General features: G+C 54.7%; 21 protein-coding genes. 15 read left to right on the top strand and 6 right to left on the bottom strand.

Annotation, left to right across the window (positions count from 1 at the left end; genetic code table 11):
* Positions 1–5: 5 nt before the first annotated feature.
* Positions 6–1,535: a Re/Si-specific NAD(P)(+) transhydrogenase subunit alpha gene (gene pntA, locus ACOTXD_RS12675; protein ID WP_003857543.1), complete on the bottom strand. Its 1,530-nt coding sequence runs from the start codon at positions 1,533–1,535 to the stop codon at positions 6–8.
* Between the two features lie 535 nt (positions 1,536–2,070).
* Between pntA and ydgH the strand changes: the two genes are divergently transcribed.
* From ydgH to folM, 3 genes are all read left to right on the top strand, one after another.
* Positions 2,071–3,015, top strand: coding sequence for a DUF1471 family protein YdgH (gene ydgH, locus ACOTXD_RS12670; RefSeq protein ID WP_000769339.1), 945 nt, complete (start codon positions 2,071–2,073; stop codon positions 3,013–3,015).
* A 185-nt stretch (positions 3,016–3,200) separates the two neighbouring features.
* Entirely contained in the window at positions 3,201–4,583 is a 1,383-nt protein-coding gene (locus ACOTXD_RS12665) for an amino acid permease (RefSeq protein ID WP_003857548.1), read from the top strand.
* Positions 4,584–4,622: 39 nt separating this feature from the next.
* Complete coding sequence (gene folM, locus ACOTXD_RS12660; RefSeq protein ID WP_003857550.1) at positions 4,623–5,345, top strand: dihydromonapterin reductase; 723 nt, start codon at positions 4,623–4,625, stop codon at positions 5,343–5,345.
* Here the strand turns inward: folM and ACOTXD_RS12655 are convergent.
* Positions 5,342–5,677 carry a GlpM family protein gene (locus ACOTXD_RS12655; RefSeq protein ID WP_003857551.1) on the bottom strand — a complete coding sequence of 112 codons (336 nt, stop codon included), beginning with the start codon at positions 5,675–5,677 and terminating at the stop codon, positions 5,342–5,344. The genes folM and ACOTXD_RS12655 overlap by 4 nt on opposite strands.
* A gap of 127 nt (positions 5,678–5,804) precedes the next feature.
* Here ACOTXD_RS12655 and rstA point away from each other — a divergent pair, with 127 nt between their 5' ends.
* The 4 genes from rstA to tus all read left to right on the top strand — a co-directional run bounded on the left by rstA (position 5,805) and on the right by tus (position 9,963).
* Complete coding sequence (rstA, locus tag ACOTXD_RS12650; RefSeq protein WP_003857553.1) at positions 5,805–6,524, top strand: two-component system response regulator RstA; 720 nt, start codon at positions 5,805–5,807, stop codon at positions 6,522–6,524.
* 392 nt (positions 6,525–6,916) lie between these two features.
* Entirely contained in the window at positions 6,917–7,336 is a 420-nt protein-coding gene (iraM, locus tag ACOTXD_RS12645; RefSeq protein WP_058659747.1) for an anti-adapter protein IraM, read from the top strand.
* A 324-nt stretch (positions 7,337–7,660) separates the two neighbouring features.
* The gene (gene rstB / locus ACOTXD_RS12640; protein WP_061856155.1) at positions 7,661–8,959 is read left to right on the top strand and encodes a two-component system sensor histidine kinase RstB; all 1,299 of its coding nucleotides are present in this window, start codon (positions 7,661–7,663) and stop codon (positions 8,957–8,959) included.
* Between the two features lie 74 nt (positions 8,960–9,033).
* The gene (tus, locus tag ACOTXD_RS12635) at positions 9,034–9,963 is read left to right on the top strand and encodes a DNA replication terminus site-binding protein (RefSeq protein ID WP_003857559.1); all 930 of its coding nucleotides are present in this window, start codon (positions 9,034–9,036) and stop codon (positions 9,961–9,963) included.
* Here the strand turns inward: tus and fumC are convergent, their stop codons facing one another.
* Both fumC and fumA read right to left on the bottom strand, forming a co-directional pair.
* The gene (fumC, locus tag ACOTXD_RS12630) at positions 9,964–11,358 is read right to left on the bottom strand and encodes a class II fumarate hydratase (protein ID WP_045897796.1); all 1,395 of its coding nucleotides are present in this window, start codon (positions 11,356–11,358) and stop codon (positions 9,964–9,966) included.
* A gap of 182 nt (positions 11,359–11,540) precedes the next feature.
* Positions 11,541–13,187, bottom strand: a complete 1,647-nt coding sequence (gene fumA / locus ACOTXD_RS12625) for a class I fumarate hydratase FumA (RefSeq protein WP_023314046.1) — start codon at positions 13,185–13,187, stop codon at positions 11,541–11,543.
* Between the two features lie 199 nt (positions 13,188–13,386).
* On the opposite strand from fumA, the gene manA reads away from it, so the two are divergent.
* A complete protein-coding gene (gene manA / locus ACOTXD_RS12620; protein WP_003857564.1) occupies positions 13,387–14,562 on the top strand; it encodes a mannose-6-phosphate isomerase in 1,176 nt (391 codons plus the stop codon).
* A 99-nt stretch (positions 14,563–14,661) separates the two neighbouring features.
* Positions 14,662–16,188, top strand: a complete 1,527-nt coding sequence (locus tag ACOTXD_RS12615) for a YdgA family protein (protein WP_023324553.1) — start codon at positions 14,662–14,664, stop codon at positions 16,186–16,188.
* 101 nt (positions 16,189–16,289) lie between these two features.
* On the opposite strand, the gene ACOTXD_RS12610 is transcribed toward ACOTXD_RS12615, so the two are convergent.
* Entirely contained in the window at positions 16,290–17,318 is a 1,029-nt protein-coding gene (locus ACOTXD_RS12610; RefSeq protein WP_061856158.1) for a Mal regulon transcriptional regulator MalI, read from the bottom strand.
* A gap of 179 nt (positions 17,319–17,497) precedes the next feature.
* On the opposite strand from ACOTXD_RS12610, the gene malX reads away from it, so the two are divergent.
* The 3 genes from malX (at position 17,498) to add (ending at position 21,408) form a co-directional block, all read left to right on the top strand.
* On the top strand, positions 17,498–19,090 hold the full coding sequence (gene malX, locus ACOTXD_RS12605; protein WP_023324552.1) for a maltose/glucose-specific PTS transporter subunit IIBC: 1,593 nt from the start codon (positions 17,498–17,500) through the stop codon (positions 19,088–19,090).
* Between the two features lie 50 nt (positions 19,091–19,140).
* Complete coding sequence (locus ACOTXD_RS12600; protein ID WP_126501168.1) at positions 19,141–20,313, top strand: MalY/PatB family protein; 1,173 nt, start codon at positions 19,141–19,143, stop codon at positions 20,311–20,313.
* A gap of 96 nt (positions 20,314–20,409) precedes the next feature.
* The gene (gene add, locus ACOTXD_RS12595) at positions 20,410–21,408 is read left to right on the top strand and encodes an adenosine deaminase (protein ID WP_015570661.1); all 999 of its coding nucleotides are present in this window, start codon (positions 20,410–20,412) and stop codon (positions 21,406–21,408) included.
* 56 nt (positions 21,409–21,464) lie between these two features.
* On the opposite strand, the gene ACOTXD_RS12590 is transcribed toward add, so the two are convergent.
* Positions 21,465–22,505 carry an oxidoreductase gene (locus ACOTXD_RS12590; protein ID WP_003857576.1) on the bottom strand — a complete coding sequence of 347 codons (1,041 nt, stop codon included), beginning with the start codon at positions 22,503–22,505 and terminating at the stop codon, positions 21,465–21,467.
* Positions 22,506–22,744: 239 nt separating this feature from the next.
* On the opposite strand from ACOTXD_RS12590, the gene blr reads away from it, so the two are divergent.
* The 3 genes from blr (at position 22,745) to ACOTXD_RS12575 (ending at position 23,841) form a co-directional block, all read left to right on the top strand.
* Positions 22,745–22,870 carry a division septum protein Blr gene (gene blr, locus ACOTXD_RS12585; protein ID WP_151884424.1) on the top strand — a complete coding sequence of 42 codons (126 nt, stop codon included), beginning with the start codon at positions 22,745–22,747 and terminating at the stop codon, positions 22,868–22,870.
* Positions 22,871–23,099: 229 nt separating this feature from the next.
* Positions 23,100–23,315 (top strand): transcription modulator YdgT, encoded by a 216-nt coding sequence (gene ydgT, locus ACOTXD_RS12580; RefSeq protein ID WP_000217941.1) that lies wholly within the window; start codon positions 23,100–23,102, stop codon positions 23,313–23,315.
* Positions 23,316–23,400: 85 nt separating this feature from the next.
* On the top strand, positions 23,401–23,841 hold the full coding sequence (locus tag ACOTXD_RS12575) for a DUF2569 domain-containing protein (RefSeq protein ID WP_015570663.1): 441 nt from the start codon (positions 23,401–23,403) through the stop codon (positions 23,839–23,841).
* Positions 23,842–23,915 lie beyond the last annotated feature (74 nt).

Below are 23,915 nucleotides of genomic sequence, written 5' to 3'. Positions count from 1 at the left end.
ACCCCTTAGCCTTTACGAAACATTTTCAGCATGCGCTGAGTCACGGTGAAACCACCGAAAATATTGATACTGGCGATCAGCACCGCAATGAAGCTCAGGAAGCTGATCCAGCCGCCATGACCAATTTGCAGCAATGCCCCGACCACGATAATCCCGGAGATGGCATTGGTGACCGACATCAGCGGGGTATGCAGCGCATGGGAAACGTTCCACACGACGTAGTAACCCACCACGCAGGAGAGCGCGAAGACGGTGAAGTGGCCAAGGAACTCTTTTGGCGCGACGTCCGCCAGCCAGCCAAACAGGATTATGACCAGCGCCATGATGGCGTATTTGCGCCACGGCGACGCAGGTTTTGCTGGCTCCGCGGGCTCTGGTGCCGCTTTCGGCGCAGCCTGAGGTTGAGCGGAAACCTGAATCGGCGGTGCAGGCCAGGTGATTTCCCCTTCACGCACCACGGTAACGCCACGCACCACCACATCATCAAAATCAACGGTAATGTTGCCGTCTTTCTCTTTGCAGAGCAGCTTCAGCAGGTTAACGAGGTTCGTGCCGTACAGCTGAGAGGACTGGGTTGGCAGACGCCCTGGCAGGTCGGTATAACCGATCACCTTCACGCCGTTCGCGGTCGTCGTGACCTGATTTGGCACGGTATACTCACAGTTACCGCCGTTTTGCGCCGCCAGATCGACTATAACGCTGCCCGGCTGCATGGAATCCACCATCTCACGGGTGATCAGCTTCGGCGCCGGTTTACCCGGAATAAGCGCGGTGGTGACAATGATGTCCACCTCTTTTGCCTGCGCCGCAAAGAGCGCCATTTCCGCCTTAATAAAGGCTTCAGACATGACCTTCGCGTAACCATCACCGCTGCCCGCTTCTTCCTTGAAGTCCAGCTCAAGGAATTCGGCGCCCATACTCTGCACCTGCTCCTTCACTTCCGGCCGGGTATCAAACGCGCGAACAATAGCGCCCAGGCTGTTTGCGGCCCCGATAGCGGCAAGACCTGCCACACCGGCACCAATCACCATCACCTTCGCCGGTGGAACTTTACCTGCCGCCGTAATCTGACCGGTAAAGAAGCGACCAAACTCATGCGCAGCTTCGACAATGGCGCGATAGCCGGCAATGTTCGCCATGGAGCTCAGCGCATCCAGAGACTGCGCGCGCGAAATACGCGGCACGGAGTCCATCGCCATCACGGTGACACCGCGTGCCGCCAGCTTCTCCATCAACTCCGGGTTTTGGGCTGGCCAGACAAAGCTCACCAGCGTAGTGCCCGCGTTCAGCAGTTCAATTTCACTCTCTTCCGGTGCGTTTACCTTCAGAATGATGGGTGATTGCCAGACCTCAGCACCGTCCACGACGTCCGCGCCAGCCTGAGTAAAGGCCTCGTCATCGAAACTCGCCAGTGTGCCCGCGCCGCTTTCAATCGCGACGGTAAAACCCAGTTTAAGCAGTTGCTCCACCGTTTTTGGTGTTGCCGCTACGCGGGTTTCATTGGCTAACCGTTCTTTTGGTACCCCAATACGCATAGTTTTCCCTTCCATCGGTTTTTGATGATGGTTTGTCGATAATTGCCCGCGGTTTGTATCAATTTTCACCATCGAGATAACGACGGAGAATGATTAACCCCGGAAAATAAAACAGTAACAAACTTTCTATAACCTACTGAAAATAGCGCCCGTGATCTACCGCCAGAAAACACTATTTCTTACTTTATCTGTGAAAAATAAGCGATCGGGGTTACTGACAGAGATATTTACCTTAAATTCGCCTTCAGGACCGATAAATCGCGCAAGCGAAGCGGTAAAAACATGATATAGCGCCATATTAGAACAACTCATTAACATTAAATTAACTTGTAAAAGTCATATGCTTAATCAGTTTTGCTTGTGAAACGCCTGTTTTTTCCACATATCACAAAATGTTATCGAATCAGGTCCTTTGGTGAGCACAGGCTGTGAAAAATGCCGCAGACAGCGACGGGTGTTAAATGCCATAATCGGGACCGTCTCAAATTAACAACAACACCAGTACATGGTTTGCGCAAGGCGAAGGATTATTTTTATGAAGCTTAAGAACACACTCCTGGCGTCCGCACTTCTTTCCGCGACCGCCCTGTCTGCGAATGCCGCGACAGAGTTGACGCCGGAGCAAGCGGCAGCGTTAAAACCTTTTGACCATACGGTCATTGTGGGTCGCTATAACTCTATTGGCGATGCCGTCGCCGCCGCATCAAAAGCCGCCGATAAAAACGGCGCTGCCTCGTTTTACGTTGTTGACCAGTCCGATCAGGGCAACAGCGGCAACCAGCGCGTGACGATTGCGCTGTACAAAGAGAATGCCCCAAAAGCAGATGAACAGAAAAACCGCGTGATTAACGGCATTGTTGAACTGCCGAAAGATCAGGCTGTTCAGCTGGAACCGTATGACACCGTGACCGTTCAGGGCTTCTACCGCAGCCAGCCTGAAGTTAACGATGCCATCACCAAAGCCGCGAGAGAAAAAGGCGCTTACGCGTTCTATATCGTGCGTCAGGTTGATGCCAACCAGGGCGGAAACCAGCGCATCACCGCCTTCATCTATAAGCAAGATGCGAAAAAACGCGTAGTACAAAGCCCGGATGCCATTCCAGCGGATTCAGATGCGGGACGTGCCGCGTTAGCGAAAGGCGGTGAAGAAGCGAAGAAAGTGGAAATTCCGGGCGTTGCAACCTCGGCGGCACCAAGCGCTGAAGTGGGTCGTTTCTTTGAAACCCAATCCACCAAAGGCGGTCGTTATACCGTTACGTTACCAGACGGCACGAAAATTGAAGAGCTGAACAAAGCCACTGCCGCGCAGATGGTTCCGTTCGACAGCATCAAGTTTACGGGCAACTATGGCAACATGACGGAAATCTCCTATCAGGTGGCGAAGCGTGCTGCGAAGAAAGGCGCGAAGTATTACCACATCACCCGTCAGTGGCAGGAACGTGGTAACAACCTGACCATCAGCGCCGATCTGTACAAGTAACAAAACGGTTTCATAAAGGCGGCGCAGTGCCGCCTTTTTTGTTACTTTTTTTCTGATTTCTGCCACACGTCATTGCATGCATCCTTCACACTCCGTAAAATCCCGCGCCTTAGCGTGATCCACCATTTTTATGCGCCTTAGCGAAATAATTATTCTGGATTTGGACTTTTCATAACAGGAAGCCAATGGAAAAGAAACTTGGCCTGAGTGCGTTAACTGCACTTGTATTAAGCTCAATGCTGGGCGCGGGCGTATTCAGTTTGCCGCAGAACATGGCGGCCGTCGCCAGCCCGGCCGCATTACTGATTGGCTGGGGCATTACCGGTGTCGGGATTTTGCTGCTGGCATTTGCCATGCTGCTGCTGACCCGTATCCGACCGGATCTGGACGGCGGAATATTCACTTACGCCCGGGAAGGTTTCGGCGAGCTGATCGGCTTCTGCTCCGCCTGGGGTTACTGGCTGTGCGCGGTGATCGCCAACGTCTCCTATCTGGTTATCGTCTTCTCAGCGCTCAGCTTCTTTACCGATACGCCCGAACTGCGCCTGTTTGGCGACGGTAATACCTGGCAGTCCATCGTCGGCGCCTCGGTACTGCTGTGGATTGTTCACTGGCTGATTTTGCGCGGCGTCCAGACCGCGGCCAGCATTAACCTCGTGGCAACGCTGGCCAAGCTGGTGCCGCTTGGCCTGTTCGTCGTGCTGGCCTTCCTCGCCTTCCGTCTCGATGTCTTTACGCTCGATTTCAGCGGCATTGCGCTGGGCGTTCCCGTCTGGGAACAGGTGAAAAATACCATGCTGATCACCCTGTGGGTGTTCATCGGCGTTGAAGGTGCCGTCGTAGTCTCTGCCCGCGCGCGTAACAAGCGCGACGTGGGACGCGCCACGCTGCTGGCCGTACTGGCGGCGCTGGGCGTTTATCTGCTGGTGACGCTGTTGTCGCTCGGCGTGGTGGCACGCCCTGAACTGGCGGAAATGCGTAACCCGTCCATGGCCGGGCTGATGGTGAAAATGTTGGGTCCCTGGGGAGACGTGATTATCGCGGCGGGTCTGATTGTCTCCGTTTGCGGCGCCTATCTGAGCTGGACCATTATGGCAGCGGAAGTGCCGTTCCTGGCCGCCACGCATAAAGCGTTCCCGCGCCTGTTTGCCCGTCAGAACAAAAACAGTGCGCCATCGGCCTCTTTGTGGCTCACCAACATCAGCGTGCAGGTCTGTCTGGTGCTGATCTGGCTCACAGGATCGGACTATAACACGCTGCTGACCATCGCCTCCGAGATGATTCTGGTACCCTATTTCTTAGTGGGCGCATATCTGTTAAAAATTGCGACCCGCCCGGCACACTATGCGGTAGGTGTCGGCGCCTGTATTTACGGTCTATGGTTGTTGTATGCTTCCGGACCGATGCATCTGCTGCTGTCCGTGGTGCTCTACGCACCGGGCCTGCTGGTGTTTATCTACGCTCGCCGTACGCATCAGCTTGATAATGCCCTTAAGCGCCGCGAAATGGCGTTGATAGGTTTGCTGTTAGTCGCTGCCGTACCGGCAACGTGGATGTTAATGGGATAGCGTCGCCTGTCCCATTGTTGAACTGAAAAGGAGATTACGATGGGACACACGCAGCAACGCCCAATATTGATCACTGGCGCAGGCCGTCGCATCGGCCTCGCCCTCGCCCATCACTTTCTCAACCTTCGCCATCCGGTTATCGTCAGTTACCGCACGGAATATCCCTCCATTGAAGGTCTACGAAATGCCGGAGCAGTCTGCATTCAGGCGGATTTCTCCACGGATGAAGGTATACTCGCCTTCGCGGACAAAGTGAAATCGACCACCCACGGGCTGCGGGCGGTTATTCACAACGCCAGTACCTGGCTTCCCGAAAAAGCAGGACATTCACTCAGCGAAACGCTCGCCTGCATGATGCAGATCCACGTTAATGCGCCTTATCTGCTCAACCATGCCCTACAGGATCTGCTGCGCGGACACGGTCATGCCGCAGGCGACATTATCCATTTCACCGATTACGTGGTAGAGCGAGGAAGCGACAAACACATCGCCTATGCGGCCAGCAAAGCCGCCCTGGATAATATGACCCGCTCTTTCGCACGCAAGCTGGCGCCCGAGGTAAAGGTCAACGCGATTGCTCCGGCGATGATTTTATTTAACGAAGGCGATGATGCCGAGTATCGTCAGCAGGCGCTCAACAAGTCGTTAATGAAAATTGCGCCCGGTGAGAAAGAGGTGATCGACCTGATCGATTATCTGCTGACCAGCTGTTACGTCACGGGCCGAACGTTTGCCGTGGACGGTGGCCGCCCGCTGCGCTAGTGAAAGCGGCTCCAGAAGAAGATAAGCACCCAGGCGCTGAGGCTCCAACAGACCACCGCCCCGCCCAGCGCCAGGGGCAGACGCAGAAAACCGGTGAAGTACCACAGCGACAGCAGATAGATAAAATACGGGATGATCGACCACATCCCGAACACAATGGTGGCGCGCAGCGCCTCAATACCCCGCTCAGAGGCCACAATATAGTGCGCGATTAACGCAAAGGTGGGAAACAGCGGGATCAGCCCGGCAATGTAGTAGTTCTTCGTTTTAGCCAGCACCCCAATCAGCAGCACGACCAGCGCACCCAGCGTGGCTTTTATCACCAGCCCCATTCTTTTCCCTTAACAATCAAATAACATTCCCGTGCAGGATAACGGAAGTCCGGCTAATTTTGAAAGATTAATGGAAGGTTAAGATTGCGCGGTGTATGTTGACGTTTTTTGCGATGACAGACGTTGTATGAATAAGATTGTTTATGTTGAAGATGAACCCGAGGTGGGACAACTGATCGCCGCTTATCTGGGTAAACATGATATGGAAGTGGTTGTCGAGCCTCGTGGCGATCGCGCTGAAGACGTCGTGACCCGCGAAAATCCGGACCTGGTGTTGCTGGACATCATGCTGCCCGGAAAAGATGGTATGACGCTATGCCGGGATCTGCGCACGAAGTGGGACGGTCCGATCGTGCTGCTGACCTCTCTCGACAGCGATATGAATCATATTCTGTCGCTTGAGATGGGCGCGAATGACTACATCCTGAAAACCACGCCGCCGGCAGTCCTGCTTGCCCGTTTGCGCCTCCATCTGCGTCAGCGTGCCAGCGGCGCGGAGCGTGAAGCGTCTGCCCCCTCTTTAACGCCGCACAAAGCGATGCGCTTCGGCACGCTTTCTATCGACCCGGTCAACCGACAGGTTATGCTTTCCGGGGAGCTGATTGCGCTCTCAACCGCAGATTTTGACCTGCTGTGGGAGCTGGCAACCCATGCCGGTCAAATTATGGACCGGGATGCATTACTGAAAAATCTGCGCGGCGTAAGTTACGACGGAATGGATCGTAGCGTTGATGTGGCGATTTCGCGTCTGCGTAAAAAACTGCTGGATAACGCCACGGAACCTTACCGCATTAAAACCGTACGCAATAAGGGCTATCTGTTTGCACCGCACGCCTGGGAAACCTGAAAAAAGGAACAAAACAGGAATATTCGAAAAATAACTCACGATGCATCGGAATTTTTATCAGTACCCGTCGAAAGTTATCGATTATATGCATCGTCAGTTATAAAATACCACTTGTTCTCATTCCTTCCTTGTATGCTATTTCGCTGGGCATTTTTCGCCTAAACAAAAGTATTCCTAATGTATTTCAGTGCTGTAGTACAATATATATTCAGCAGTGCAGGCGCCATCATCGATCAAAAATCCGTCACTTAAAAGCACATTGGGCTAAAAATAATCTTTACAATTGCTTTAATCATTATCTTATCCTTTTGAAAACAAAGGGGATAGTGGCGAACGTATAAATAATATCGATCTTTTTCAATAGCTTACGTGTTTGCAGATATCTAATTCTCATGCTAAACCTTATACTCTCTCAATTATTTAATGAAAGAGGTATAGCAATGTCATGGAGAGTCATTAGCTCGGTAATTTGTCCTAACACGGGAATCGTTTATTCAAGCATCTTGGGCCTCAAGTTCTTGAAACTCATTATTTGGTATGAAAGCGATGTCTATTTGTACCCCGGTGACAGAATATATCCGACAAAAAATGGCGTCTTCATTAATGGTGTGTTCAAGCCTATATCGATATATAACATATCACCTTATAACGAGATGTTGTGGAGTGAAATTAAAAACAAGATGGCATGCCCATACAACCGAAACCAGCAAGAAGAGATATGCACATACGCGGTGCATTGCAACGCGCGGAAATGCCCGCATGGGTTTACCACGAATCCACTGATTGTCAGCACAGCTAAATCCAGACATTAACGAAGTTCGATAATGCTCAGGTTACAACGCTAATTATTTCTGTCGCACCGTTTGTGCCGGATCCCTCTCGCTGGTTAACGCGATTAAATAAAGCCACCCGCAGGTGGCCTTTGTCATTGTTATTACGGATCAATAATACGCAATCGTAAATAAACGCGTTTAACTGAAACGTAAACGGATTTTCCGGGCATTGATGGAATAAAGCGATGCCGCGCTGAAATACCTCTCGACAATTACCCTTTTCAACTCATCATGCCTGACTTGCGCCCATGGCGACCCTGCTGGTAAAAGACGTGTAGTGAAGCCCCTGTTTCGGTGAGATTAATGAAAAAGCTGTTTGTGCAGTTTTACCTTCTGCTGTTTGTCTGCTTTCTGGTGATGACCATGCTGGTCGGGCTGGTCTACAAATTCACCGCAGAGCGCGCGGGCAGACAATCCCTCGACGATCTGATGAAAAGCTCGCTCTACCTGATGCGTAGCGAGTTGCGAGAAATACCACCTCATGACTGGGCGCGCACGTTAAAAGAGCTGGATCTGAATCTGTCGTTTGATCTGCGTATCGAACCCATGAAGGATTTTGATTTAGCGCCGCCTGCGATGCAGCGTCTGCGCGATGGAGACATCGTCGCGCTGGACGAGAAATATACCTTCATTCAGCGTATTCCGCGCAGCCATTATGTCCTGGCCGTCGGGCCGGTGCCCTATCTCTATTACCTGCACCAGATGCGCCTGCTGGATCTCGCCCTGCTGGGCTTTATTGCCATCTCGCTCGCTTTCCCTGTATTCATCTGGATGCGACCGCACTGGCAGGACATGCTGAAACTGGAATCCGCCGCACAGCGTTTTGGGGAGGGTCATTTAACTGAACGCATACATTTCGACAGTGGTTCCAGTTTTGACCGGCTCGGTATTGCCTTTAACCAGATGGCCGATAACATCAACGCCCTGATTGCCAGCAAGAAGCAGCTGATCGATGGCATTGCGCATGAACTGCGCACTCCGCTGGTACGCCTGCGTTATCGCCTGGAGATGAGCGAGAACCTCACCGGGGCGGAATCGCAGGCGCTCAATCGGGATATTGGCCAGCTTGAAGCGCTGATTGAAGAGCTGCTGACCTATGCCCGCCTCGATCGGCCTCAGACGGAGTTGCACCTCAGTACACCGGATCTCCCCGTCTGGCTACAGACGCATATTAACGATATGCAGAGCGTTAACCCTCAGCGAAAACTGCTGACAGCCATTACCCCCGGCGCGTACGGCGCACTGGACATGCGCCTGATGGAACGCGTGCTGGATAATCTGATGAACAACGCCATGCGCTACAGCGAAACGACGCTGCGCATAGGTTTAGATTTGCAGGGAAGCCAGGCGATTCTGTGTGTGGAAGACGATGGCCCCGGCATTGAGCCGGCGGAGCGTGAAAAAGTTTTTGAGCCGTTTGTGCGCCTCGATCCCAGCCGCGACCGGGCTACCGGCGGCTGTGGTCTGGGGCTGGCTATTGTCCGTTCTATTGCCCAGGCGATGGGCGGTTCGGTTCGCTGCGAAGCGAGCGAGCTGGGTGGGGCCCGGTTCGTCTTTAGCTGGCCGATCTATCACAACATTCCCCTTCCCGTACCTGCCTGACCTAAACCGCACGCTGGCCTGACCCGGCGTGTTGTGCTATATCAATAGTATGTTGTAACTAATTAAGGGCTGCCATGACAACTTACGATCTCATCGAAAGGCTTAACACCACATTTCGGGAAATAGAGCAGGCGTTACTGACCCTCACGGGGCAACTTCAGGACTGCCGCCTGCTGGCCGCCCGCGTCTTTTCCCTGCCCGAGGTGGCAAAAGGCGCAGAACACGACCCGCTGAACACCATTGAGGTGACGCAGCATGTTGGCAAGGCGGCGCTGGAAATGACGTTGCAGCACTATCGTCGCCTTTTCATCCAGCAGCAGTCCGAAAATCGCAGCAGTAAGGCCGCCGTTCGCCTGCCCGGCGTCATCTGCCTGCAAACGGATGCCGCAACGCGTGAAGGAATTGAGGCGCAGATTACGCATATCAATACGCTGAAAGCCGCCTTTGAGAGGATTGTAACCGTTGAGTCCGGGCTGGCACCGGCTGCCCGTTTTGAATGGGTGCATCGCCAGCTTCCGGGGCTGATCACCCTGAATGCCTACCGCACGCTGACGGTACTGCGCCATCCCGCCACGCTGCGCTTCGGCTGGGCCAACAAGCACATCATTAAAAATTTCGCGCGGGACGAGATCCTGGCGCAGCTGGAAAAAAGCCTGAAATCGCCGCGAACGGTCGCCCCGTGGTCGCGGGAACAGTGGATTGAACGGCTGGAGCAGGAGTACCACAGCATTGCCTCCCTGCCAGCTGATACCCGTCTTAAAATAAAGCGTCCGGTGAAGGTGCAGCCTATCGCCCGTGTCTGGTATGCCGGTCAACAAAAGCAGGTGCAATACGCCTGCCCGACGCCGCTGATTGCGCTCTATGATGCCGATCAGGGTGCGGTGGTGCCGGATATCGGGGAACTGCTGAACTACGATGCTGAAAACGTTCAGCATCGCTATAAACCCCAGGCGCAGCCGCTACAGCTGATTATTCCGCGGCTGCACCTGTATGTGGCGCAGTGATTATCTGAGGCTGCCCACCATCGCTTCCGGTCGGACCCAGGCATCAAACTCGGCGTCCGTCAGGTAGCCCAGCGCCAGCGCAGAGGCTTTCAGGGTAAGCCCCTCTTTGTGCGCTTTTTTAGCGATTTCGGCCGCTTTGTCATAACCAATATGGGTGTTCAGCGCCGTTACCAGCATCAGAGACTCATTCAGCAGCTGGCTGATTCGCTCGCGATTAGGCTCAATGCCCACCGCGCAGTGCTCGTTAAAGCTCTCCATGCCATCGGCCAGCAGACGAATCGATTGCAGTACGTTGTGGATCACCATCGGACGATAGACGTTAAGCTCGAAGTTACCCGACGCGCCGCCCATGTTAACCGCCACGTCATTACCCATCACCTGACAGCACAGCATGGTCATGGCTTCGCACTGCGTCGGGTTCACTTTGCCCGGCATAATGGAGCTGCCCGGCTCGTTTTCCGGAATGCTGATTTCGCCGATGCCGCAGCGCGGGCCGGAGGCCAGCCAGCGCACGTCGTTGGCGATTTTCATCAGCGAGGCCGCCAGCCCTTTCAGCGCGCCATGGGTATGCACCAGGGCATCACAGGTCGCCAGCGCTTCGAATTTATTCGGAGCGGTAACAAACGGCTGCCCGGTAATCTTCGCGAGCTCTTCGGCCACGCGCACCGCGTACTCGGGATGGGTGTTTAAGCCAGTGCCCACCGCCGTCCCGCCGAGCGCCAGCTCCGCCAGATGCGGCAGGCTGTTGTCGATATGCTTAAGGTTGTGCTCCAGCATCGCCACCCAGCCGGAGATCTCCTGGCCGAGCGTCAGCGGCGTGGCGTCCTGAAGGTGCGTACGACCAATTTTAACGATGTCGCGGAAGGCCTGCGCTTTCTCGTTAAGCGTAGATTTAAGCACGTTGAGCTGCGGGATAAGCTGCTCGCGGATTGCGATGACGGCCGCCACGTGCATGGCCGTCGGGAACACGTCGTTGGAACTCTGGCTTTTGTTCACGTCATCGTTCGGGTGGATCTTGCGCTCCATGCCGCGTAGGCCGCCAAGCAGCTCGCTTGCGCGGTTCGCCAGCACCTCGTTCATGTTCATGTTGCTCTGGGTGCCTGAGCCGGTCTGCCAGATGGCAAGGGGGAATTCGTCGGGATGTTTGCCCGCCAGCACTTCGTCGGCGGCATTGATGATGGCGGTGGCTTTATCGGCATCCAGCAGGCCCAGATCCTGATTGACTTTGGCGGCAGCGCGTTTGGTCAACGCCAGCGCCTGGATTAGCGAGACGGGCATTTTCTCTGTCGAAATGCGGAAATGCTCCAGCGAACGCTGGGTTTGTGCGCCCCATAGCTTGTCGGCCGGGACGTCGATGGCGCCCATGGAGTCTTTCTCGCGGCGATGCATTGTCATTACTTACTCCTTGATAACAAAGATGGGATTGCTCACATGCTTAAGAGATAAGTATTGATGACTTCTGAGAAACGTTATGGCGCTTTGTGCGCTCTTTTTGATGTCGGGTGGTGGCTGCGCCTTACCCGACCTACGAGAATGTAGGCCGGGTAAGCGTCAGCGCCACCCGGCAATTTACAGAATTACTTCACACACGCCGAACACTGGGAAGACTGGATCTGTTTGAAGAAGTCGTTACCTTTGTCATCCACGAGGATGAACGCCGGGAAGTCTTCCACTTCAATTTTCCAGATCGCTTCCATACCCAGTTCCGGGTACTCCACGCACTCAAGGCTCTTGATACTGCCCTGCGCCAGCACCGCCGCCGGGCCACCGATGCTACCGAGGTAGAAGCCGCCGTGCTTGTGGCACGCGTCCGTCACCTGCTGGCTGCGGTTGCCTTTCGCCAGCATGATCATGCTGCCGCCGTTGGCCTGCAACTGGTCGACGTAGGAGTCCATACGGCCCGCCGTGGTTGGGCCTAACGAGCCGGAAGCATATCCATCAGGCGTTTTTGCCGGACCTGCGTAGTAGATCGGGTGATCTTTAATGTACTGCGGCAGCCCTTCGCCGTTGTCCAGGCGCTCTTTCAGCTTCGCATGGGCGATGTCGCGGCCCACGATAATCGTCCCGTTCAGGGAAAGGCGCGTCGAGACCGGATACTGCGAAAGCTGCGCCAGAATCTCTTTCATCGGACGATTCAGGTCCACGCGAACCGCTTCCCCCTCGCCCGCTTTACGCAGTTCTTCAGGGATGTATTTGCCCGGGTTGTTCTCCAGCTTCTCGATCCAGATGCCGTCGCGGTTGATCTTCGCTTTGATGTTACGGTCCGCTGAACAGGAAACGCCCATCCCCACCGGACAGGAAGCACCGTGGCGCGGCAGGCGGATCACGCGAATGTCATGCGCGAAGTATTTGCCGCCAAACTGCGCGCCCAGCCCCAGGTTCTGCGCTTCGGCCAGCAGTTCCTGCTCAAGCTGCACGTCGCGGAACGCCTGACCATGTTCGTTACCTTCCGTTGGCAGGCCATCGTAGTATTTGGTTGAGGCCAGCTTAACGGTTTTCAGGGTGCTTTCGGCAGACGTACCGCCAATCACAAATGCGATATGGTACGGCGGGCAGGCCGCGGTGCCGAGGGTACGCATCTTCTCGACCAGGTAGTTCTTCAGCTTGCCCGGGGTAAGCAGCGCTTTGGTTTCCTGGTAAAGATAGGTTTTGTTGGCTGAACCGCCGCCTTTGGCGATGCAGAGGAATTTGTACTCGTCACCGTCGACGCTGTAGAGGTCAATCTGCGCAGGCAGGTTAGTGCCGGTGTTCACCTCTTTGTACATATCCAGCGCCGCGTTTTGCGAATAGCGCAGGTTGTCTTCGGTGTAGGTATTGTAAACGCCGCGCGCCAGCGCCGCTTCGTCACCGCCGCCGGTCCAGACGCGCTGGCCTTTTTTACCGGTGATAATCGCCGTGCCGGTGTCCTGGCAGGTCGGCAAAATGCCTTTCGCCGCGATATCAGAGTTACGCAGGAATTGCAGGGCAACGTACTTATCGTTCTCGCTGGCTTCCGGGTCGCTCAGGATATCAGCAACCTGCTGCTGATGCGCCGGACGGAGCATAAAGGAAGCATCATGGAAGGCTTGCTGCGCCAGCAACGTCAGCGCCTGCGGGTCAACTTTGAGGATCTCCTGCCCTTCAAACTCAGAGACAGTAACGTAATCGCGGGTTAAAAGATAATACTCGGTCTGATCCTGACTTAGGGGGAAAGGATCCTGATAATGGAAGGGTTTATTCGACATTGTTCTCTCACTTACTGCTTCGGTCTGTTTATTCAGGGCAGATGTTCCGCTGCCCGGCTTAAAAGCGAGTCAGCTTATCCTACACAATTTTTTAACAAAAACTGAGACTAGTACGACTTTTTACATCCGCAGGTTACTTCCATTCGGTTTATTGCTTTAATACGCGGAGTTAATTCCACATATGAATCAGGGCTTGATAATGCAAAAACTCATCAACTCAGTGCAAAACTACGCCTGGGGAAGTAAAACTGCGTTAACGGATCTCTACGGTATCGCCAACCCGGACAACCTGCCGATGGCAGAGCTGTGGATGGGCGCACACCCGAAGAGCAGCTCAAAAATTGAAGATGCCAGCGGTCAGGTTCGTAGCCTGCGTGACGTCATCGACGCCGACAAAGCCGCACTGCTCGGCGATAAAGTGGCGAATCGTTTTGGTGAGCTGCCGTTTCTGTTCAAGGTATTGTGCGCCGACCAGCCGCTCTCCATTCAGGTTCACCCGAACAAAAAAGCCTCTGAACTGGGCTTTGCCAAAGAAAATGCCGCCGGTATTCCGTTAGACGCCGCAGAGCGTAACTACAAAGATCCTAACCACAAGCCGGAACTGGTTTTCGCCCTCACCCCTTTTCTGGCGATGAATGCCTTCCGCGAGTTTTCCGAGATCATCTCCCTGCTGCAACCGGTCGCCGGGGCTCACAACGCGATCGCCCACTTCCTGGAAAACCCGAACGCAGAAGCCTTGAGCGAGCTGTTTGCCAGCCTGCTGAATATGCAGGGCGAGGAAAAATCACACGCGCTGGCGGTGCTGAAAGCCGCGCTGAACAGCCAGCAGGGTGAGCCATGGGACACCATTCGCGTAATTTCCGCGTTTTATCCGGACGACAGCGGTCTCTTCTCTCCGCTTCTGCTGAACGTGGTGAAGCTCAACCCGGGCGAAGCGATGTTCCTGTTCGCTGAAACCCCGCACGCCTACCTCAACGGCGTGGCACTGGAGGTGATGGCTAACTCCGATAACGTACTGCGCGCGGGCCTGACGCCAAAATACATCGACATCCCTGAGCTGGTTGCCAACGTGAAGTTTGTGGCGAAACCTGCTGCGGAGCTGCTTACTCAGCCGGTGAAAAACGGCGCAGAGCTGGACTTCCCGATTCCGGTTGACGATTTTGCCTTCTCCCTGCACGACCTCAGCGCAGACGAAACCGCCATTGCACAGGAGAGCGCCGCGATCCTGTTCTGTGTGGAAGGCGAAGCGACGTTGCACAAAGATAGCGAGCGTCTGGTGCTCAAACCGGGTGAATCCGCCTTTGTCGCAGCAAACGAGTCGCCTGTCCGGGTGAGCGGCACCGGTCGCCTGGCGCGTGTTTTTAATAAGCTTTAGGGACTTACTGAATTTTTTAACAACTCTTGCTAAGCTAGTAACAGGCGTTGTAACACCAGGCGGTTTTAACCGCCTGGTTTCATTTTAGGGATAATCGCAATGAAAAAATCGGTCGTAGCGGTAGGAGTGATTGTTGCTTTAGGCGTGATCTGGACGGGTGCTTCCTGGTATACCGGGAAACAGCTGGAAAGCCGTCTGGCAGAGATGATGACGCAGGCAAACAGCGAGATTAAGCGCAGCGCGCCTGAAGCAGGTCTGGAGCTGAGCTATCAGAACTACCAGCGTGGCGTGTTTACCAGCCATATGCAGGTGGTGGTGAAGCCGGTTGCGGGTAATCAGAACGCCTGGCTGAAACCGGGCCAGAGCGTGGTGCTGGATGAAGTGGTCAGCCACGGTCCGTTCCCGCTGGCGCAGTTGAAAAAGTTTAACCTGATCCCCTCTATGGCATCCGCCAGAACCGTACTGGTGAATAACGAGGTGACGAAGCCGATTTTCGATATGGCGAAAAATGAGTCGCCGTTTGAGATCAATACCCGCATCAGCTATGCCGGTGATACGCATTCCGACATCGACCTGAAAGCCCTGAATTACGAACAAGGCACTGATAAAGTCGCCTTCAGCGGCGGTAATTTCCAGCTTGATGCCGATCGCGACGGCAAGAATGTCTCCCTGACCGGCGATGCCGCCAGCGGCCTGGTGAATTCAGTCAATGAATATAACCAGAAGGTGCAGCTTACCTTCAACAACCTGAAAGCCAGCGGCAATAGCCGTATGACTGATTTTGATGAGCGTATCGGCGACCAGAAACTGAGCCTCGATAAGATCGCCATTGCGATCGAAGGCAAAGAGATGGCGGTGCTTGAAGGCATGGATCTGGACGGTAAGTCTGACGTGTCCAAAGACGGTAAAAGCATCAACACCCAGCTGGATTACAGCTTGAAAAGCCTGAAAGTACAGAATCAGGATCTGGGTACCGGTAAGTTGTCCCTGAAAATCGGCAACATTGACGGCCAGGCGTGGCACGAATTCAGTCAGAAATACAGTAAAGAGAGCCAGGCTCTGCTGACCGATGCCGCCCTGCAACAGAACCCACAGGCTTACCAGCAGCAGGCGATGACGGTGCTGTTTAATAACCTGCCGATCCTGCTGAAGGGCGAGCCGGTGATTACCGTTGCGCCCCTGAGCTGGAAAAACGGCAAAGGCGAAACCAACTTCAACCTGTCGCTGTTCCTGAAGGATCCGGCAGCCACGACCGGCGAGCCGCAGACCCTGGCGCAGGAAGTTGACCGCAGCGTGAAATCGCTCGACAGCAAGCTGACCATCCCGATGGATATGGCAACCGAGTTCATGACGCAGATTGCGAAACTCGAAGGGTATGGTGAAGAAGATGCAGGTAAACTGGCAAACCAACAGGTGAAAGGCCTGGCGGCGATGGGCCAGATGTTCCGCATCACGAAGGTGGAAGACAACACCATTTCCACCAGCCTGCAATATGCTAATGGCCAGGTGACGCTCAACGGCGACAAAATGCCGCTGGAAGAGTTTGTCGGTATGTTTGGTATGCCGACGCTGGGCATGCCTGAACCGGCCGAACCGGCTGCGCCGCCGGCAGTACCGCAGCAGTAAACGAAAAACCCCTCGCATGAGGGGTTTTTTATTGCCGGGTGGCGCTGACGCTTACCCGGCCTCCGATCCTGAGCCGTTGTAGGCCCGTGCAAGCAAAGCGTTTACTTCACCGTCACTAAGCGCGCAGCCACAATCTGATGCCCGGCCTGCACGTCCGTATTTTCAATGCGCTGCATAATTCGTTCTGCCAGGGTGTACCCCATTTCACGAGCCGGCGTCGTCGCCCAGACGATGGGGAGATCGTCTAACGCATTTTCACCGACATCTGCAAACGCCCCCAGCGCCACCTGATGGCCGAAGAACGTTTCTACCCCGCCCTCACCGCTCTGGCGTCCGGCGCGGATCAAACCGAACCACGCCCCCATCGCAATAACGTCGTTATAGCAAATCACCGCGCTGATCGTCGGGCTGTTGCGAAGCAGCGTGCCGATGGCTTCCGCGGCTTTTTTCTGTCTGGATTCACACTCCACCACCCATTCGCTGTGAAACGGCAGGCCATATTTGATGAGCGTGGAGCAGTAACCGCCCACCCGCTCGGCACGCGTCAGGGACGAGCTTTTACCGCCGAGCCAGGCGATGCGCTGATGGCCGCGATGAATAAGATGCTCGGTCAGCATTTGCGCGGCCTGCATGTTATCTGGCCGAAGGGTATCGGCTTCGTCGAGATAGCTGGCGCGCGACGCAAACACCAGCGGTACGCCTTTCTGCGCCGCGCGCTCACACAATGCACTGCCCACGCCGGACGCGCCGGCCACGATCACCCCATCCACCCCTTGCGTCAGCAGCAAATCCAGCCTGGAGAGCAGTTGCTCCGGTTCGCGCCCACCGTGGAGCAGGAAAACCATTCGCCCCTGCGCTTCAAGCGCCTCGGTCAGCCCGGCGGTCAGTTCTGCATAAAACGGCGACGCGAGATCGCGAACGATCAGCCCTATCACCCCGCTTTGCCCACCGCGCAGCGCCGACGCCTGGCGATTACGCACAAAGCCCAACTGCTCAACGGCCTCGTTGACGCGCTGACCCGTTGCAGGAGAGATGCGCCCCTTCCCGCTTAATACCAGCGAAACGGTGCTGACGGAAACCCCCGCCGCCAGCGCGACATCGTTGATGGTGATCTTTTTCGCTACAGCCATGTGGTGGCGTGACTCCTTGATAATGAGATCGCTAAAACGTTTTATCAATACGTTATCTTTATACTACCAGTAAAAGCCTGAGAATGTGATTTAGCGCGCACTAAAGTTTGATAAAACGTTTTATCTTCTCGCCCCATCGAGGTCGTTAAATCTCTTTCTACCATTTAAGGAGTCGTTTTATGACGACGAAAGCAGCACAAAAAATATCGCTGTGGGAGTTTTTCCAGCAACTGGGTAAAACCTTTATGCTGCCCGTGGCGCTTCTCTCTTTTTGCGGGATTATGCTGGGGATCGGCAGCTCGTTAAGCAGTCATGACGTCATTACTCTGATCCCTTTCCTGGGAAATCCGGTACTTCAGGCGATCTTCATCTGGATGAGCAAGGTCGGGTCGTTTGCCTTTAGCTTCCTGCCGGTAATGTTCTGTATCGCCATTCCTCTGGGTCTGGCGCGCGAAAACAAAGGCGTGGCGGCGTTTGCGGGCTTCGTTGGCTATGCGGTCATGAACCTTGCGGTTAACTTCTGGCTGACCGCCAAAGGGATCCTGCCGACGACCGACGCGGCGGTACTGAAAGCCAATAACATTCAGAGCGTGATTGGTATTCAGTCCATCGATACCGGGATCCTTGGAGCCGTGATCGCGGGGGTGATTATCTGGATGCTGCACGAGCGCTTCCACAACATCCGCCTGCCCGATGCGCTGGCCTTCTTCGGCGGGACCCGCTTTGTGCCAATCATTACGCTGGTTGTGATGGGTCTGTTTGGTCTGATCATCCCTCTGATTTGGCCGATTTTTGCCATGGGGATCACCGGGATTGGCCGCATTATCAACGGCGCGGGTGATTTCGGCCCGATGATTTTCGGTACGGGTGAACGTCTGCTGCTACCGTTTGGTTTACAGCACATCCTGGTTGCCCTGATCCGCTTTACGGAAGCAGGCGGCACCATGGACGTTTGCGGTCATTCCGTTAGCGGCGCGCTGACCATCTTCCAGGCCCAGCTGAGCTGCCCGACCACTCACGGCTTCTCTGAAAGTGCGACGCGTTTCCTTTCTCAGGGTAAAATGCCTGCCTTCCTCGGCGGCCTGCCGGGTGCTGCGCTGGCGATGTACCACTGTGCCCGTCCGGAAAATCGTCATAAAATTAAAGGCCTGCTGATCTCCGGCGTTATTGCCTGCGTGGTGGGCGGTACGACAGAACCTATCGAGTTCCTGTTCCTGTTCGTGGCACCGGTACTGTACCTCATCCACGCCGTACTGACGGGCCTGGGCTTTACCGTGATGGCTGTGCTCGGTGTGACCATCGGTAACACCGACGGTAACGTGATTGACTTCGTGGTATTCGGTATCCTGCACGGCCTGTCCACCAAGTGGTATCTGGTGCCGGTTGTGGCCGCCATCTGGTTCGCGGTTTACTACGGGATCTTCCGCTTCGCCATCACCCGCTTCAACCTGAAAACGCCTGGCCGCGATACCGATACGGCCACCAGCGTTGAACAGGCGGTGGCCGGTACCGTTGGGAAATCCGGATATAACACGCCGGCTATTCTGGCGGCGCTGGGCGGTGCGGATAATATTACCTCTCTGGATAACTGCATCACCCGCCTGCGTTTGTCGGTGGCGGACATGTCCAAAGTGGATACCAACGCACTTAAAGCTAACCGGGCTATTGGCGTAGTACAGTTAAATCAGCACAATTTGCAGGTCGTCATTGGCCCGCAGGTACAGTCAGTGAAGGATGAGCTGGCAACCCTGATGCGAACCGTCGAAGCCTGATGCCTCGCCCCCCCTCGTCATGAGGGGGTTTTACTTTACGGAGCACCGTCATGTTTGATTTTTCAACCGTCGTGGATCGACACGGCACCTGGTGTACCCAGTGGGATTATGTCGCTGACCGTTTTGGCGCTGCCGACCTGCTGCCCTTCACCATCTCTGATATGGATTTCGCCACCGCCCCCTGCATTACCGATGCGCTGCACCAGCGAATAAACCACGGGGTGTTTGGTTACAGTCGCTGGAAAAATGACGAATTTCTGGCCGCCGTGGCGCACTGGTTCCGGCAACGCTTTAACAGTCAGATTGATACCGAAACCGTGGTGTATGGGCCGTCGGTCATTTATATGGTCTCGGAGCTGATCCGCATCTGGTCCTCGCCTGGCGACGGCGTGGTGATCCATACCCCGGCTTATGATGCGTTTTACAAAGCGGTCGACGGCAACCAGCGTAACGTTGTTTCCGTGCCGATGCAGAAAACAGCGCACGGCTGGGACGGCAATATGGCCGCGCTGGAAGCGGCGCTGGCAAAACCGGAAAACACGATTCTGCTGCTGTGTAGCCCGCAAAACCCGACCGGCAAAGTCTGGACGCGGGACGAGCTGGCCACAATGGCGGCGCTTTGCAGACGATACGATGTGGCGGTAATCAGCGACGAAATTCATATGGATATGGTATGGGGAACGCATCGCCATACGCCCTGGAATGAGGTGGCGAGTGGCAAATGGGCGCTGCTGACCTCGGGTTCCAAAAGCTTCAACATTCCGGCGCTGACGGGCGCCTGGGGGCTTATCGCCGATGACGCCAGCCGTAACGCCTATCTGAATGCATTAAAAGGTAGGGACGGACTCTCTTCCCCTTCCGTGCTGGCGCTGACCGCGCATATTGCTGCTTACCGACAGGGCGAACCCTGGCTGGACGCGCTGCGGACCTATCTCGAAGAGAATCTGCGGTATGTTGCTCGCGAATTAAACAGTGCTTTTCCGACACTCAACTGGCAACCGCCCGAGGCAACCTATCTGGCCTGGGTCGATCTCAGCCCGCTTGGCATTGATGACAAGACGCTGCAAAACGTGCTGATTGAACAGCAAAAAGTGGCCATCATGCCGGGATATACCTATGGAGCCGAAGGGAAAGGCTACGTTCGTCTGAACGCGGGTTGCCCCCGTAGTAAGCTTGAACAGGGCGTTCAGCGCCTCATCGCGGGCATCAACACGCTGCTGTAAATTATTTGCGCAACGGAATATTCCCTTGCGCAAATAGCTTTTTACCCCGTTTTGTTTTTATAATATGGCGCACTTTAACCAGCAAAGAGTGCGACCATGATTGATACACGCCTGCCTTTAACTGATATTCACCGCCACCTCGACGGAAACATTCGTGCCCAAACCATTCTCGATCTTGGTCGCCAGTTCAATTTAACCCTCCCTGCCGAAACGCTTGAAACCCTGATCCCCCATGTTCAGGTCACGTCGAACGAACCGGATCTGGTGAGCTTTCTGAGCAAGCTCGATTGGGGCGTGAAGATGCTGGCCTCGGTCGATGCCTGTCGCCGTGTCGCCTTTGAAAACATCGAAGATGCCGCGCGCAACGGCCTGCACTATGTCGAACTGCGTTTCTCCCCGGGCTATATGGCGATGACCCACAATCTCCCCGTAGCGGGCGTGGTTGAAGCGGTCATTGAAGGCGTGCGTGAAGGCTGCAAAACCTTTGACGTTCAGGCGCGTTTGATCGGCATTATGAGCCGTACCTTCGGTGAAGCGGCCTGTCTTCAGGAGCTGGAAGCATTACTGGCGCATCGCGACCAGATCACCGCCATCGACCTCGCCGGTGACGAGCTGGGCTTCCCGGGCAGCCTGTTCCTGTCTCATTTCAACCGCGCACGTGATGCAGGATGGCATATTACCGTTCATGCAGGCGAAGCCGCGGGGCCGGAAAGCATCTGGCAGGCCATTCGTGAACTGGGTGCGGAACGTATTGGTCACGGCGTGAAAGCCATTGAAGATCGCGCGCTGATGGATTTCCTCGCCGAACAACGTATTGGAATCGAATCCTGCCTGACCTCCAATATTCAGACCAGTACAGTGGCATCGCTGGCGCAACACCCGCTGAAAACCTTCCTTGAACACGGGGTGCTGGCTTCACTGAACACGGACGATCCGGCGGTTCAGGGCGTGGATATTATTCACGAATACAACATCGCCGCGCCGCAGGCCGGGCTGAGCCGCGAGCAGATCCGTCAGGCGCAAATCAACGGGCTGGAGATCGCCTTCCTGACGCCTGAAGAGAAACAGGCGCTGCGCGATAAAGTTGCTCAGTAGTCCTCTTTACTGCCGGGTGGCGCTGCGCTTACCCGGCCTACAAAAGCGTTTGGCACTTATGCCAGACAGAGCGTTGCGCGATGTTTGGCAGATTCGATCCCCAGCTCAATGAGCTCCATAATCTGGATTGCCTGGCTTGCGGGAACCGGATTTTCACCTGAACCGTTCAGTGCGTCACGAATGGCGGCGTAATACGCCGGATAGTTCCCCGGCAGGGTCAATACCGTCTCTTCAACCAGCGCCTCACCCTCCGCACGCGTCACCACCCCGTCGCGCATGTCGTAGCCCCAGTCCTCCTGCGGTAAGCGTTCGCCATTTTTGAGGCGCTCTTCCTGCGGATCCAGGCCGAACTTCACATAGCTGCCGCGCGCCCCATGAATGATATAGCGGGCCGATTCCGCCGCCGCAAGCATTGTCCCGTGCAGCACAATGCGCCGCTGCGGATAACTCAAAATGGCATGGAAATAGTCGGTGGTCTGCGCCCCCGGCCTGAGCTGCGCTAAATCGACCGTCATGCTTACGGGCAGACCAAACAGATGAACGGCCTGATCGAGAAGATGCGGCGCTAAGTCATACCAGATGCCGCTGCCCGGTCCCGCCTGCTCGCGCCAGCGATCTCGCACCTGCGGACGATAACGATCGAAGTGCGACTCAAAAAAGGCAATTTCGCCGAGCGTGCCTTCGTTGAGCAGCGCTTTGACCGTCAGGAAATCGCTGTCCCAGCGCCGGTTGTGAAAGACCGATAATAACCGACCAAGACTTCGCGCCAGCGCATCCAGCTCGCGCGCCTGTGACAACGTCACGGTGAAGGGCTTATCGACAACAACATGTTTGCCTGCCTCCAGCGCCGCTTTCGCCAGGGGGAAATGAGTGTCGTTAGGGGTAGGAATGACAATAAGGTCAATATTAGGATCGTTAAACAGATGCTTAGGCTCCGTTACCACCGGCACGGCTGGCCAGTCGGCGCGGACCTTAGTCTCATCGCTGCTTGTGATGGCCGCCAGTTCCATTCCCGGCGTGCCGGCAACCAGCGGTGCATGAAAGGTTTTGCTTGCGTACCCGTAGCCAATAAGACCGACGCGGATGTTTTCACTCATCGTTTGCCCCCTCGCTGTGCGCTTATTTATCACTGGCCTTGTGCTTAACGCACACATTAATAATGTGCCCTGTGAGTTAAAATAGCATTTCACGACAGCGTTTTTTGTTACCTCGCATTAAAGTGCGCATAGGGGGCCGGGGAATCGTTCCCAAAGCGCTTGCTCTGAAGAAAAGGGCGCTGTAACATTTGTCATCTGTATTTATGGATAAATTACAAACACAAATTATGACGTCAATAATTAATCGAATCATTGAATTAGCGGGATGGATTGTCCTTGGGGTTTCAGTCGTGTTGCTCGGCATTGCCAGCCATATCGATAACTACCAGCCGCCGGAGCCTGTGACTGTCGCACAACAAAAGTAAGCCGTGTCGTCATAAAGCGTGACACATTACGTCATGGAACATATTGCCAGCCGTAATGAACGGGGTTACCCTTCTCTTTCAGGCATCTCCTGATGCCTGATTCTTCGCAAAGAAAACTCCTAATTTCGTCGCGTTACCCGAGTGGACAGTTTACGTCTTTATTAATCCGTTTATTATTCGAACGCATTACCTTTATGGGTATTACCCTTTTATATGGAAACTTATTAATATGACAGTTCAGGACTATTTATTAAAATTTCGCAAGATCAATTCCCTTGAAAGCCTGGAAAAACTGTTTGACCATCTGAACTACACGCTGTCGGATAATCAGGACATCATCAATATGTACCGCGCTGCTGACCATCGTCGCGCCGAACTGGTCTCTGGCGGTCGTCTGTTCAATGTGGGGGAAGTGCCTAAATCCGTATGGCGTTACGTTGTATAAGAAAGTAGCCTTCGGCGTGAAATGTTATATACTCTCCGCCCTGCAAATTTCTGTATAACATTTCGCGCAGACTATGGGAGAGCGTATGACCGCATTGCCTGGAGAGAGAATTGGGGGCTGGTTAATCGCCCCGCTGGCATGGCTGCTGGTGGCATTATTAAGCGCTTCACTGGCGCTGTTGCTTTACACCACCGCACTGGTTACGCCTCATGCTATCCAGACACTGATGTCCCAGAGTGCGCTCAATATTGCGACGTGGTTTGTGTCGTTCGTTTTCGCGATCGCGATGTGGTACTACACGCTGTGGCTGACTATCGCCTTCTTCAAACGCCGCAAAAGCGTGCCAAAGCATTACATTATCTGGCTGCTGGTCTCCGTGCTGCTGGCTGTCAAAGCGTTCGCTTTCTCGCCTGTGTCTGACGCGCTGGCGGTTCGCCAGTTACTGTTTCCGCTACTGGCGACGGCGCTTCTGGTCCCTTATTTCAAGCGTTCGACGCGCGTTAAGAAGACCTTTGTCAACCCGTAATAACCTTACAGTTAACCTGTTGTGGCCTGTTGTCGTTTATCCGATAATAGGCGGCTATTTTATTTCAGGCTAAA

Source organism: Enterobacter cloacae complex sp. CDL013 (assembly GCF_049238805.1).
GTDB lineage: Bacteria > Pseudomonadota > Gammaproteobacteria > Enterobacterales > Enterobacteriaceae > Enterobacter > Enterobacter hormaechei_C.
Note: the sequence above shows the minus strand (reverse complement) of the source record. Positions and strands in the feature narration are given on the sequence as shown.

Bases quoted from the DNA above. Each gene is read 5' to 3' on its own strand.
- pntA (WP_003857543.1), bottom strand. From the start codon at position 1,535: ATGCGTATTGGGGTACCAAAAGAACGGTTAGCCAATGAAACCCGCGTA.
- ydgH (WP_000769339.1), top strand. From the start codon at position 2,071: ATGAAGCTTAAGAACACACTCCTGGCGTCCGCACTTCTTTCCGCGACC.
- ACOTXD_RS12665 (WP_003857548.1), top strand. From the start codon at position 3,201: ATGGAAAAGAAACTTGGCCTGAGTGCGTTAACTGCACTTGTATTAAGC.
- folM (WP_003857550.1), top strand. From the start codon at position 4,623: ATGGGACACACGCAGCAACGCCCAATATTGATCACTGGCGCAGGCCGT.
- ACOTXD_RS12655 (WP_003857551.1), bottom strand. From the start codon at position 5,677: ATGGGGCTGGTGATAAAAGCCACGCTGGGTGCGCTGGTCGTGCTGCTG.
- rstA (WP_003857553.1), top strand. From the start codon at position 5,805: ATGAATAAGATTGTTTATGTTGAAGATGAACCCGAGGTGGGACAACTG.
- iraM (WP_058659747.1), top strand. From the start codon at position 6,917: ATGCTAAACCTTATACTCTCTCAATTATTTAATGAAAGAGGTATAGCA.
- rstB (WP_061856155.1), top strand. From the start codon at position 7,661: ATGAAAAAGCTGTTTGTGCAGTTTTACCTTCTGCTGTTTGTCTGCTTT.
- tus (WP_003857559.1), top strand. From the start codon at position 9,034: ATGACAACTTACGATCTCATCGAAAGGCTTAACACCACATTTCGGGAA.
- fumC (WP_045897796.1), bottom strand. From the start codon at position 11,358: ATGACAATGCATCGCCGCGAGAAAGACTCCATGGGCGCCATCGACGTC.
- fumA (WP_023314046.1), bottom strand. From the start codon at position 13,187: ATGTCGAATAAACCCTTCCATTATCAGGATCCTTTCCCCCTAAGTCAG.
- manA (WP_003857564.1), top strand. From the start codon at position 13,387: ATGCAAAAACTCATCAACTCAGTGCAAAACTACGCCTGGGGAAGTAAA.
- ACOTXD_RS12615 (WP_023324553.1), top strand. From the start codon at position 14,662: ATGAAAAAATCGGTCGTAGCGGTAGGAGTGATTGTTGCTTTAGGCGTG.
- ACOTXD_RS12610 (WP_061856158.1), bottom strand. From the start codon at position 17,318: ATGGCTGTAGCGAAAAAGATCACCATCAACGATGTCGCGCTGGCGGCG.
- malX (WP_023324552.1), top strand. From the start codon at position 17,498: ATGACGACGAAAGCAGCACAAAAAATATCGCTGTGGGAGTTTTTCCAG.
- ACOTXD_RS12600 (WP_126501168.1), top strand. From the start codon at position 19,141: ATGTTTGATTTTTCAACCGTCGTGGATCGACACGGCACCTGGTGTACC.
- add (WP_015570661.1), top strand. From the start codon at position 20,410: ATGATTGATACACGCCTGCCTTTAACTGATATTCACCGCCACCTCGAC.
- ACOTXD_RS12590 (WP_003857576.1), bottom strand. From the start codon at position 22,505: ATGAGTGAAAACATCCGCGTCGGTCTTATTGGCTACGGGTACGCAAGC.
- ydgT (WP_000217941.1), top strand. From the start codon at position 23,100: ATGACAGTTCAGGACTATTTATTAAAATTTCGCAAGATCAATTCCCTT.
- ACOTXD_RS12575 (WP_015570663.1), top strand. From the start codon at position 23,401: ATGACCGCATTGCCTGGAGAGAGAATTGGGGGCTGGTTAATCGCCCCG.